Genomic DNA, 12,423 nt, shown 5'->3' with positions numbered 1-12,423 from the left:
CAACATTGAGGCGGCAACGGACGCCCCGGTTGCGGCGCCACGCGCCCGCACCGGCCCGACCGCCAGCAAGGAGGCAGCATGTCGGCAAATCCCCGGGCACCAGCATTCCCCGCATTCACGCTAGCGACCGCAATGGCTGGCGGCACGCCACCATGCCGGCCCATGCACGGAGGCCGGCCATGAGCGCCTATCTCCTGCGCCGCCTGCTGGCGCTGCTGCCGACGCTGGTCTTCGCCAGCATCATCGTGTTCGCCATCGTGCGGCTGGTGCCGGGCGACGTGGTCGACCTGATGCTGAGCCAGAACGACATCAGCGCCGATACGCGCACCCGCGAAGACCTGGTCCATGCGCTCGGCCTCGACCGCCCGATGTGGGAGCAGTACCTGCACTGGGTCGGCAATATCGTGCTGCATGGCGACCTGGGGCAGTCGCTCTGGCAAGGCGAGCCGGTGCTGAGGATGGTGATGGCGCGCATTCCCGCGACCTTCTCGCTGGGTGTGCTGGCACTGGCCGTGGCGCTGACGGTGGCGCTGCCGATCGGCGTGCTGTCGGCGATCCGCCAGGACACCGCGGCGGACTATGTGGCGCGTTCCTTCTCGATCCTGATGCTGGCAGTGCCCAGCTTCTGGCTGGGCACCATGGTGATGGTGTTCCCGTCGGTGTGGTGGGGCTGGTCGCCCGAAGTGCGCTACGTCCCCTTCCTGGAGGACCCCGTGCAGCATGTCAGGCAGATGCTGGTGCCGGCCATCGTGCTCGGCATGGCGCTGTCGGCGATCACTATGCGTATGACGCGCACCATGATGCTGGAGGTGCTGCGCCAGGACTATATCCGCACCGCGTGGGCCAAGGGCCTGAACGAGCCGCTGGTGATCCTGCGGCATGCGCTGCGCAATGCGCTGATCCCGGTGGTGACGCTGATCGGCCTGCAGGCGCCGCTGCTGATCGGCGGCGCGGTGGTGATCGAGCAGATCTTCGTGGTGCCGGGCATGGGCTTGCTGCTGCTCGATGCCGTGCACCAGCGCGACTATCCGCTGATCACCGGCATCTTCCTCGTGGTCGGCGTCGCGGTGATGCTGATCAACCTGCTCGTCGACCTGAGCTATGGGCTGTTCGACCCCAAAGTGAGGCACCGCTGATGGCACCCCCGACCGTCGATCCGCACGCCGCTTCCGCCACCCTGCCTGGCGCCCTGCCCCGCTCCGGCCGGCAACGCCAGCCTCGCTTCGCGCTGCTGCGGCGGCTGTTCCGCGACAAGCCCCTGGGCGCCGCCGGCGCGGTGATCTGCGCGGTGTTCCTGTTCTGCGGCGTGTTCGCCGACCTGCTGGCGCCGTATGGCATGAACGAGATCAACATGATGGCGCGGCTGCAGCCGCCCTCGTGGGCGCATCCGTTCGGCACCGACAACCTCGGCCGCGACATGTTCTCGCGCTGCCTGTACGGCGCCCGGCTGTCGGTAGTGATCGGGCTGTCGGCGGCAACGCTGGCCACGGCGATCTCGCTCGCGCTGGGCATCCTGACCGGCTACCTGGGCGGCAAGTTCGACCTGGTGGTGCAGCGCATGGTCGATGCCTGGATGAGCTTTCCCGACCTGGTGATCCTGATCGTGGTGGTGTCGGTGCTGGGCCCGGGCAGCTGGCAGATCGTCTGCACGCTGGGCCTGCTGCTCGGCATCGGCGGCTCGCGCATCGTGCGCAGCGCGGTGGTGTCGGTGCGCGAGAACATGTACGTGCATGCGGCGCAGTCGATGGGGGCGTCGACCAGCCGCATCCTGTGGCGCCACATCCTGCCCAACGTGCTGCCGCCGGTGATCGTGCTGTTCACCACGCGCGTGGGCACCGCGATCCTGGCGGAGTCGGGCCTGTCCTTCCTCGGCCTCGGCGTGCCGCCGCCGGCCCCGACCTGGGGCGGCATGCTGTCGGGCGACGGCCGCACCTTTATGTTCCAGGGCCCGTGGCTGGCGCTGGCGCCAGGCGCCTGCCTGACCATCGTGGTCTATGCGATCAACGTGTATGGCGATGCGCTGCGCGATTTGCTCGACCCGCGCATGCGGGGCAGCCGCTGAGAACAGCAGATTGACGAGCGGCCGGCATGACGAGCCGGCACATCATGATCCCCAAAGGAGCAGACGATGGTGCGCAGCGTGAAGACGGACGACAGGATGACGAGGCGGGCTTCCCTGGTGGCGGTGGCGACGGCAATGGCCGCGGCCTTCGCCTGCGGCACGGCAGCCGCGCAGGCGGAAGCGCCGAAGTATGGCGGCACCATCGAAGTCGGCTCGGTCTACCCCACCATCTCCGCATTGTCGTGGGACCTGGGCGACTGGAACTGGAAGCAGAACTACGACACCGGCCAGGTCTACGAGCAGCTCTTCGCCGCCGACCTGTCCAAGGCCCGCCGCAACGGCGGCAAGTACGCCTTCCAGGCCGACGCCTGGCTGCCCGAAGATGCCATCCGCGGCGAACTCGCCGAAAGCTGGAGATGGACCGACCCGCTTACGCTCGAGGTCAAGCTGCGCAAGAACGTACGCTTCCCGGCCAAGCCTGGCGTGATGGAAGAGCGCGAGCTGACCGCCGAGGACGTGGTGTTCAGCTACAGCCGCCAGAACGCCAGCGCCAAGAAGATTCCCACCTACTTCGACCACCTGAGCAAGGTCGAGGCCGTGGACAAGCATACGGTCGTGTTCCGCTTCAAGGAATTCAATGCGGAATGGGACTACCGCTTCGGCTGGGGCTACTACTCCGGCATCATGCCCAAGGAGGTCGCCACCGCGGGCGCCGCGAACTGGAAGAACGTCACCGGCTCCGGCCCGTTCACGCTGACCCAGTTCGTGCAGGGCAATTCCAGCACGTATGCGAAGAACGCGCAGTACTGGGACACCGAGAAGATCGGTGGCAAGGACTACAAGCTGCCCTTTTCCGACAAGGTGGTGCTGCGCACCGTCAAGGACGAGGCCACCCGCAATACCATGCTGCGCACCGGCAAGCTCGACGTGCTGGAAATGGTGCGCTGGACCGCCGTCGATGAACTGAAGAAGAGCGCGCCGCAACTCAAGTGGTCCCGCTGGCTGTCCTACACCGGGCAGTACCTGGCCCTGCGCGTCGACACCAGGCCGTTCAACGATATCCGCGTGCGCCGCGCGCTGAACATGGCGGTGAACAAGCAGGAGATCGTCAAGCAGTACTACGGCGGCAATGCCGAGCTGTTCGCCTATCCGCAGCACCCGGACTACACCGGCTATTTCGAGCCGCTGAGCGCGATGCCGGAATCGGTCAAGGAGCTGTTCACCTACAACCCGGAGAAGGCGAAGAAGCTGCTGGCCGAGGCCGGCTACCCGAAGGGCTTCAAGTTCAAGGTGCAGGTCTGCGCCTGCAGCCAGGACCATATGGAAATGCTGCCGCTGATCGCAGCGTACCTGGAGCAGGTAGGCGTGCGCATCGAGATCCAGCCGATGGAGTATGGCGCCTTCCTGTCGGCGATGACCACCAAGACCAATGCGCCGGGCTACATGATGAGCAACGGCCATACCAACCCGACCACGACGATCCGCAAGAGCTTCGTCGCCGGACAGGTGTGGAATGCCTCGCAGTGGAACGACCCCAGGTTCGATGCCCGCGTCAACCAGGCCTTCCAGATGCGCGACCTGGGCAAGCGCCAGGAAGCGCTGCGTGCCATGACGCGCGACATCCTGGCCGAAGCGCCGTATATCTGGCTGCCGACGCCCTACCTGTTCACCGCGTGGTGGCCGTGGGTCAAGAACTACGATGGCGAGCTGCGCGCCGGCGCGGTGCGCAATGGGCCCATTTATGCGCGCGCCTGGATCGACCAGGAGATGAAGAAGAAGCTCGGCTTCTGATTTTCCCACCGACAACCGGGACGCAACCATGGCAAAGCCAATCCTGCAGGTGAAGAACCTGACCACGCGCTTCCGCACCGACCGCGGCGTGGTCACCGCGGTGGACCGGGTCTCGTTCGACGTGGCCGCCGGCGAGACGCTGGCGATCGTCGGCGAGTCGGGTTCGGGCAAGAGCGTGATCGCGCTGTCGATCCTCGGCCTGATCCCGCAGCCGCCCGGCATCATCGAATCCGGCGAGATCCGTTTCGAGGGACAGGATCTGCTCAGGCTCAAGCCGGTGGCCATGCGCGCCATCCGCGGCAACCGCATCGCGATGGTGTTCCAGGAGCCGATGTCGTCGATGAACCCGGCGCTGACGGTGGGCAAGCAGATCGCCGAGCCGATCCGCGTGCACCAGGGCCGCGCCTGGGGCGATGCCTACGAAGAGGCCGCGGAATTGCTGGCGCAGGTGCAGATCCCGGAGCCGCGCAGCCGCGTCCACGCCTATCCGCACCAGTTCTCGGGCGGCATGCGGCAGCGCGCGATGATCGCGATGGCGCTGGCCTGCAAGCCGAAGCTGATCATCGCCGACGAGCCGACCACCGCGCTCGACGTCACCGTGCAGGCGCAGATCCTGGATCTGCTCAAGGGGCTGGCGCAGCAGGCCGGCACGGCGCTGATCCTGATCACGCACGACCTTGGCGTGGTGGCGCGCTATGCCGACCGCGTCGCGGTGATGTACGGCGGGCGGCTGGTGGAGACGGCAACCGCGGACGAACTGTACCGCCATCCCGCGCATCCTTACACGCGCGGGCTGATGGCGTGCGTGCCGCGCCTGGACGGCGACACCAGCCAGCCGCTGGTGCCGATCGACGGCCAGCCGCCCGACCTGACCGCGCTGGGCCCGGGCTGCGCTTTCCTGCCGCGCTGCCGGCTGGCGCAGGAACAGTGCCGGCAGACGCCGCCCGAGCTGCGCGCGGTTTCCGATCAACACCTCAAGGCTTGCTTCCTCCATGACGCCCATTGACACGCCCCTGGCGCGCAGCGTCGCGCCGCCTGAGCGCACGGATCGCACGCATGGCAGCGCAGGCGCCGAGGCGCCGGCCAGTCGTCAACCGTCCCAGGCCGGCGACCCGATCCTCCAGGTCGAAGACCTGAAGGTCCATTTCCCCGTGACGCGCGGTGTGCTGCTCAAGCGGCAGGTCGGCTCGGTCAAGGCGGTCGATGGCGTCTCGTTCACGCTGCGCCGCGGCGAGACGCTGGGGCTGGTGGGTGAAAGCGGCTGCGGCAAGTCCACCACCGGGCTGGCCATCATGAAGATGCTGCCCGCCAGCGCGGGCCGGATCGCCTTCGATGGCGAAGACCTGGCCGGCTTCAGCGGCGCGCGCGAAAAGCGCTTCCGCCGCAGCGTGCAGATGGTCTACCAGGACCCGTTCGCGTCGCTGAACCCGCGCATGAAGGTGCGCGACATCATCGCCGAGCCGCTGCACGTCCACGGCCTGGCCGGCGATCGTGCCGCGCTGCAGGCGCGCGTGGCCGAGCTGCTCGACATGGTCGGCCTGCTGCCCTACATGGCCGACCGCTATCCGCACGAATTCTCGGGCGGCCAGCGGCAGCGCATCGGCATCGCCCGCGCACTGGCGCTGAAACCGAGCCTGATCGTCTGCGACGAGCCGGTGTCGGCGCTGGACGTGTCGATCCAGGCGCAGGTGGTCAATGTGTTCATGGCGCTGCAGCGCAGCCTGGGCCTGTCCTACCTGTTCATCGCCCACGACCTGGCGGTGGTGCGCCATATCAGCGACCGCATCGCGGTGATGTACCTCGGCCGCATCGTCGAGATCGCCAGCCGGCACCAGCTCTACGCGGAGCCGCGCCACCCGTACACGCGCGCGCTGCTGTCGGCGGTGCCGGTGGCCGACGTGCGCGCTGAACGCCAGCGCCAGCGCATCGTGCTGCAGGGCGAAGTCCCCAGCCCGATGCATCCGCCTTCGGGCTGCCGCTTCCATACGCGCTGCCCTTCGGCCATGCCCCAGTGCCGCAGCGCCGACCCGGTGCTGCGCGACCAGGGCGACGGCCAGATGGTGGCCTGCCACCTGTACGACTGACATCTCGCGGCAAACCCCCCGGGCGCTGCCGCGCCGGTTCAGCTCAGTTCAGCGCAGCAGGCCCATCATCATGGGCCGCACGAACAGATCGGCGGCGTTGTCGGCGGTCGCGTCGCGGACCCAGCGGCGCAGCTCGACCGCGGCGTTGATCATGCCATGCACCTGCAGCGCGGCGATCGACTGGTCCAGCGGCCGGATCGAGCCGTCCTGCATGCCCTGCACCAGGAAGCGGACAAAGCGCGTGGACAGACGCGCCATGTCCTGCATCTTGGCGATGCGCATCTCTTCCGGCAGCGCGCCGTAGATGGTCAGCCGCAGCAGCGGTCCCTGGCTGGAGAACTGGTAATGCACCAGCGCGCGCGACACCGCGCACAGCTTGTCCCAGCCGGTGCCGGGCATCTCGTCGACCAGCGTCTGGGTGTCGCGGATCACCGCCGACATGCGGTCGAAGCATGCGGAGATGAGGTCGTCCTTGTTCTCGTTGTGGTGGTAGAACGCGCCCTTGGTCAGGTTCAGCCGCGCCGAGATCCGGTCCGCCGAGGCGCCACGGTAGCCCTGCTCGTTCAGCAGCTCGGTGGCGGCGCGCAGGAACGCCTGCTGCGTTGTTTCCGGCTGTCCCAGCGTCGGCAGCAGCGCTTCGGCATCCAGCTCCGGCTGCCACGCGGTGCCGGGCGCGGCAATGCCATTGAGCACGATGTCCGCCAGCGTCTGCGCGACCTTGGGGTAGTCCGCCGGTTCGTAGCGTTCGATCCAGCTCATCGCGCCGCTGGTCAGTGACAGTAGCAGGTGGGCCCGCGCGCTCAGCGCGCTGCGCTGTGCCGGGTCGGCGGGCGTGGCATCGCGCAGCAGCCCGCGGATCTGCCGGAACATGTCGTTGTAGGCGGAGAACGCCACGTCGGCATGGCTGGCCGGCAGCGCGCGGATCTCACGGAAACTCATCAGCTCCGGCCGCTCCCCCGCCGCGGTGCGCGCCAGCCGCGCGACGAACAGCGCGATAAAGGCGGCGACGCGCTCGCCGGCGCTGCCGTGCTGCGCAGCCGCGCCGGCCAGGCCGCGCATTTCCTCGATGGTGCGCATCAGGCAGGCCAGCACCAGGTCTTCCTTCTTGCGGAAGTAGTACGTGATGCTGTTGGTGTTCAACCCCACCAGCTGGCCGACGTCCGACAGCGTCGTGCCGCGCACGCCCTTGCGGTTGAACAGCGCCGCGGCGGCATCGAGGATGCCTTCGCGCTTTTCGACATAACGGCGGGTCTGCCTGGCTTCCGACTGGTCCGTGAGCATGAGCGGTCCGGTGCGCGGATGGGCGGACCGGTTTTTCGAAGATACGGTACCAGGGATTATAAGCGGGGGTTTTGCGCGTGAGATATCGGGATGTTCCCGCTTTGCCGCACGTACCTTATTATCCAGACAGTATTCGGCATCTTGGTGGCATCGGCCCCGAAGACCTGAGGCATGTGCACCGCGCAAGCCCGTCAGGGCTCGTGCGCCAAAGCCGCAGCCGGTGCCGGAGAGTGGAACACCGGCAGCCGGAACATGAACTCGCTGCCGCCACTGCGGCGGCGCCTGGCCACCAGCGTACCGCCGTGCGCCTCGACGATCGAGCGGCAGATCGCAAGCCCCATCCCCATGCCGTCGTCCTTGGTGGTGAAGAAGGCATCGAAGACGCGCGGCAGCACATCTTCGGCAATGCCGGTCCCGTGATCCTGCACGCTGACCACCACCATCTCCTGGGCCTCCTGCTCGCGGTACGAAGCCACCAGCAGCTCGCGCTGCTCGACCGGCGTGCCGGCCATGGCGTCGAGCGCGTTGGTGACCAGGTTGAGCACCACCTGCTGGAGCTGCACGCGGTCCGCTTCCACCTGCGTGGCGCCGGCAGTCAGCCGGGTCACGGCCCTGACGTGGTGCGCGTCCAGATCGGGCCGCACCATCTCCAGCACCTCGCGCAGTACCTCGTCCGGAGAAAGCGGCGCGAGCACCGCCGGCGCCTGCCGCGCCAGCGCGCGCAGCGCACGCACGATGTCGGCGGCGCGCAGCGCATGCTGGCGGATAAAGGCAAGGCCCTCCAGCGCCTCTCCGAACTCCGGCTGCGGCCGCTTCAGCCAGCGCACGCTGGCATCGGCGGTGGCGACAATGGCTGTCAGCGGCTGGTTGACTTCATGGCCGATCGATGCCGCCAGCGTTCCCATCACGGTCAGGTGCGAGGTGCGGGCCAGCTCGGCGCGCGCATCGCGCAGGCCGATCTCGGCGGCCACGCGGCGGTTGTTCTCGCCGATCAGCTGCTCGTACAGCCGCGCCGTTTCCAGCGAGATCGCGACCTGCGGCGCCAGCATCTCCAGTTCGGCGACATGGTTCGCGCCGAACACGCCCGGAGCGTTGTTGTTCTCCAGGTAGACCGCGCCGATCAGGCTTTGTCCACGCACCAGCGGCAGGCACAGCACCGAGCGCACGCCGCTGTCGATGGCTGCCCTGGTGCGGATCGACGGTGCGTCGACCATGGCGTCGGCTAGCACCAGCGTCTGGCGCGTGCGCAGCACGCTGTTGAGCACCGCCAGCGGCAGCGCGTGCTCGGTAGGCGGTGCCGAGCCAAGTGCCACCGTCACCCTGTCGTCGAGCACGCGGCCCGAGGCCTCGATCATCGGCTCGTCATCCCGCATCAGCACCAGCAGCCCGTAGCGGGCGCCCGCGTGCAGGATCACGGTGCTCAGCAGGCTCTCGACCAGCCGATCCATCACGATCTCGCTGGACAACGCACGCGCCGCCTGCCGGCCGAGTTCCCAGCTGGCGGCCGGCGGTGCCGGCGTGCCGTCGGCCACGGGTGCGCCGAGCTGCGGATACTGCGCGGCCAGCAGCGTCACCTTGTGTTCGGCGCCCCAGCGTTGGTAGCACGCGCGCGCCAGCGCCAGGTGCTGCCGGGCCGCCGTATGCAGGCCGTGCCGGGCGCACAGCATGCCGGCCAGTTCATGCGCCAGCGCCTGCTCATGCACGAAGCCCGCTGCAGCTGCCGCCTCGGCCGACTGCTCGTAGCAGGCCAGCGCGCGCAGCGGATCGCCATCCGCCTGGGCCAGCGCGGCATCGACCAGCAGCAGCTTGTTGCGGAACGTCAGCGGATTGAGCGCTGCCCAGCGCGCGAAGCAGGCGCGGTGTGCCGCAATGTCGGCGGCCGCCTGCGGTGCCTGCGCGTGCGCCAGCGCAATGCCGAGGAACAGGCGGCAGTCGGCCACATTGATATGCGCGGGCGCGGACCAGATCAGTGTCTCGGCCTGGCGCAGGCTGTGCGCCGCCTGCGCAAACTGACCGAGGAACACCGCGGCCATGCCGTCGTACAGGTAGATCCAGAAGCGGGTCGGCAACGAGTTGCTGCGTGCCAGCCGCTGCGCGGCGGTGCCGCAGTGTGCGGCGTCCTCCTGCCAACTGCTGCTTTCGACACCGTCGCCGCCCTCTCCACGTTCGTCGCCACCTTCGTCGCCAACACGCAGCCGCTGCACGAAATGCAGCTGCGAATGCAAAATCAGCTCTATGTCCCGGTACTGGACCTGGCGCGTCAGCGCCAGGCCGCGCGCGATCTCTTCCGCCACCAGGCACAGGTGCTCCCCCATGGCCAGCAGGTCGGACGCGATATGGTTGCAGGCATAGCAGGCCATGCCGATGTCGCCGGAGGCGCGCCCGAGCGTCACGGCTTGCTGCGCGTGGCTCAGCGCATACGACAGCGGACGCGTCCAGGCGCTGACCTGGTCCACGGCGACCAGCGTCGCGATGCGTCCCGCTTCATAGCCATGGTGGTCGATCAGCGCCATCGCCGCCTGCCCGTACGCGAGCCCGTCCTCGTACGCCTCGTACAGGCTGGCGATAAACACGCCGAACCATGACAGGCCGTACGGAGATTCCGGCGTGGCGCCATGGTCGAGGGTCAGCTCGACCATCTTGGCCACATGCAGGAAGCTGATGCCATCGCGCACGAACAGCGAAGAAATCAGCGTGGACAGCAGCCCCATCACGGCATGGATGCGCGGGTCATCGGTGGCGGGCAGCGACGCCAGGGTGGCGATCGGGCGCGTGCCGAGCGCGGCGCGCACGGCGTCGTAAGCGTCGCGCATGCGCTGCGACGACGGCGCGCGCTCCAGGTGTACATCGAGCAGCGCGAGCCCGGACAACGCGGCATTGATCGCGCCTTCGTAGTCCGAGCGCACGGTCTGCAGGCTGGCGCGCAGGCGGTACACGGCGGCCTGGTCGAGCGCGTCATGCGCGCGAGCGAGCAGTGCATCGATGCCCTCCGACGCGGCATCGAGCCGGGCCTGCGCCAGCAGGCATTCGCAACGCAGCAGGTTGGCGGCGTAGGCCAGGCCATAGTGCGCTTCCCACCAGTCCGGCTGCATCAGCGCCTGGGCCGTGTCCATGTAGTGCAGCGCCTGCCCGATCGCGCCCGAGCGCCAGGCGCGCCGCCCCGCCACCAGCAGCACCTCGATGAAGGCCACCCGCTGCGGCATCGGCAACGGCTGGCTGGCCCGGACGGCTACGCGCTCGATCTGGTTGCAGATCTCGAACGCATGGTCCGCCAGCTGGCCGCGCCAGTGCTCAATCATGATCCGCGCGATGCGCGCGTGCTCGGCGGGGCGCGCATGCGGCTCGATCATCGAATATGCGGATTCCAGTATGCGGTCGTGCTGGAACGCGTAGCCGCACGGCGCCTGCACCAGCAAGCCGGCGTCGACGAACGGCTGCAGCTGGCTGGCCAGCTGTGCGGCGCTGACGCCGGCCACGCGGGCGAGCAGGCCGGCGTCGGCGCGCAGCCCGACGCAGGCCAGCTGCTGCAGCAGTCCGGTACCGGCGCGGGGCAGCCTGGCAAAGCGCCGGATCATCAGGTCGACGACGTTGCCGGTGTAATGCTGGTCGTCGACCTTGGCGGCATGCCAGTCCCAGCCGGTGCCGCAGGCCTGCCTGGTCAGTACGCCGTCGTCGACCAGCGTGCGCAGCAACTGGTAGGAAAAGAACGGGTTGCCCGCGGTCCGGTCGTGCACGGCGTGCGCCAGCGCCGCGATACGCGCGGGCGGCTCGTCGAGCGCGGCGCCGACCAGCTCGGCCAGGTCAGCGGGCGCCAGCGGCCTGACGGGGATGCGCGTGACCGCCAGCGCGCCGCCGCGATTGGCATGCAGCAGCCACGAGAAGCGTTGCTCGACGTCCTGGCCGTGGTCCCGGTACGCGGCGATCAGCAGGATGCCGCCCGGACGCTGCACCGTAAAGGCTTCCAGCAGCGCGACGGTGAACGCGTCGGCCCACTGCAGGTCGTCGAAGAACAGCACCAGCGGCTGGCCCGGCGCGGCAAAGGCGGAAAAGGTGGCCAGCAGTGCCCCGAGTGCGCGGGCCTGCGCCTGCTGTGCCGGCACGTTGGCCAGCGGCGCCGTGCGGCCCAGCACCTGTTCGGCCTCCGGCACCAGTTCGGCCACCACCCGGCCCTGGCCCGCCAGCATGCCCAGCCAGCGCGCGCGCTGCGGCGCCAGCGTGGCCGGCGGCGCATCCAGCAAGCCAAGCGTAAGCCCGAGGATGGCCTGCGCCACCGGTGCATACGGAATATCGAGCTGGAGCTGGTCGCTCTTGCCGGCGGCAATGCGGGCGCCGGTCTGCGCCGCGGCCTGGCGCGAGAAGGCATTGGCCAGCGCGGACTTGCCGGTGCCGGCACCGCCGGCGACCAGAACCAGTTCGGACTTGCCGCTGAGGCACACGCGCCCGAGCGCATCGGTCAGCAGCGCCATCTCGCGCGCGCGCCCCACAAGGCGCGCCGGGACTTGCAGCGCCGGTGGCGACGGCTTGTCCGTCACTGGCCGACCTGGCAGAGGCCCAGCTGCTGTGCCATCAGCACCAGCTCGGCAAAGGTGCGCGCCTTCATCTTGCGCATGGCCTGCCCGCGATGGATCTTGACCGTCACCTCGCTGATGCCGATTTCGGCCGCGATCTGCTTGTTCAGCAGGCCGGACACCGCCAGGCCCATGACCTCGGCCTCGCGTGGCGAAAGGGTCTCGTAGCTGGCGCGCAATTCGTCGGCCTTGCGCACGCCTTTGCGGCGCAGGCGGTCCCTGGCCAGCGCGGCGCTGACCGCGTCGAGCAGGTCCTGGTCGCGGTACGGCTTGGGAATAAAGTCCACGGCGCCCGCCTTCATCGCGGCCACGCTCATGGCGATGTCGCCGTAGCCCGTCATGAAAATGATCGGCAGCGGCACGCCCATGCGCGCCAGCCGGCCCTGCAGGTCCAGGCCGCTGGGGCCGCGCAGCCTGACGTCGAGCACCAGGCAGCATGGGGTATCGGGCAACGGAAAGGCCAGCAGCTCGGCGGCGGACTCGAACAGCACCGCGCTCAGGCCGACCGAGCGGAACAGGTTGCCGAGCGCATGGCGCACGCCGGCATCATCGTCGACGACCAGTACGGTCGCGTCATCGCAGGCACTGTCGTCGGCAGGCTCCAGGCTTGGGGATGTCACGGTCTGCTCTCCAGGGC

Annotated in this window: 8 protein-coding genes; 5 read left to right on the top strand and 3 right to left on the bottom strand. The window is 68.8% G+C overall.

Annotated features, from left to right (window positions below):
- Nucleotides 1-179 precede the first annotated feature (179 nt).
- The 5 genes from E1J61_RS14270 (at nucleotide 180) to E1J61_RS14250 (ending at nucleotide 5,937) form a co-directional block, all read left to right on the top strand.
- Nucleotides 180-1,136: an ABC transporter permease gene (locus E1J61_RS14270; protein ID WP_133094679.1), complete on the top strand. Its 957-nt coding sequence runs from the start codon at nucleotides 180-182 to the stop codon at nucleotides 1,134-1,136.
- A complete protein-coding gene (locus E1J61_RS14265) occupies nucleotides 1,136-2,062 on the top strand; it encodes an ABC transporter permease (protein ID WP_133094678.1) in 927 nt (308 codons plus the stop codon). Before E1J61_RS14270 ends, E1J61_RS14265 begins: the two co-directional genes overlap by 1 nt.
- Before the next feature lie 66 nt (nucleotides 2,063-2,128).
- Complete coding sequence (locus tag E1J61_RS14260; RefSeq protein ID WP_243736864.1) at nucleotides 2,129-3,853, top strand: ABC transporter substrate-binding protein; 1,725 nt, start codon at nucleotides 2,129-2,131, stop codon at nucleotides 3,851-3,853.
- A 28-nt stretch (nucleotides 3,854-3,881) separates the two neighbouring features.
- Nucleotides 3,882-4,859 carry an ABC transporter ATP-binding protein gene (locus tag E1J61_RS14255; RefSeq protein ID WP_133094677.1) on the top strand — a complete coding sequence of 326 codons (978 nt, stop codon included), beginning with the start codon at nucleotides 3,882-3,884 and terminating at the stop codon, nucleotides 4,857-4,859.
- On the top strand, nucleotides 4,846-5,937 hold the full coding sequence (locus tag E1J61_RS14250; RefSeq protein ID WP_133094676.1) for an ABC transporter ATP-binding protein: 1,092 nt from the start codon (nucleotides 4,846-4,848) through the stop codon (nucleotides 5,935-5,937). The genes E1J61_RS14255 and E1J61_RS14250 overlap by 14 nt, the downstream gene beginning before the upstream one ends.
- Nucleotides 5,938-5,985: 48 nt before the next feature.
- Here E1J61_RS14250 and E1J61_RS14245 read toward each other — a convergent pair whose 3' ends face one another.
- The 3 genes from E1J61_RS14245 to E1J61_RS14235 form a co-directional block, all read right to left on the bottom strand.
- Nucleotides 5,986-7,218: a TetR/AcrR family transcriptional regulator gene (locus tag E1J61_RS14245; RefSeq protein ID WP_133094675.1), complete on the bottom strand. Its 1,233-nt coding sequence runs from the start codon at nucleotides 7,216-7,218 to the stop codon at nucleotides 5,986-5,988.
- Nucleotides 7,219-7,409: 191 nt separating this feature from the next.
- A complete protein-coding gene (locus tag E1J61_RS14240; protein WP_243736863.1) occupies nucleotides 7,410-11,750 on the bottom strand; it encodes an AAA family ATPase in 4,341 nt (1,446 codons plus the stop codon).
- Entirely contained in the window at nucleotides 11,747-12,406 is a 660-nt protein-coding gene (locus tag E1J61_RS14235; protein WP_133094674.1) for a response regulator transcription factor, read from the bottom strand. Before E1J61_RS14235 ends, E1J61_RS14240 begins: the two co-directional genes overlap by 4 nt.
- Nucleotides 12,407-12,423 lie beyond the last annotated feature (17 nt).

Origin of the sequence: Cupriavidus sp. L7L (assembly GCF_004353535.1) — a bacterium.
Lineage (GTDB): Bacteria > Pseudomonadota > Gammaproteobacteria > Burkholderiales > Burkholderiaceae > Cupriavidus > Cupriavidus oxalaticus_A.
This window is presented reverse-complemented; position numbering and strand designations above follow the sequence as displayed.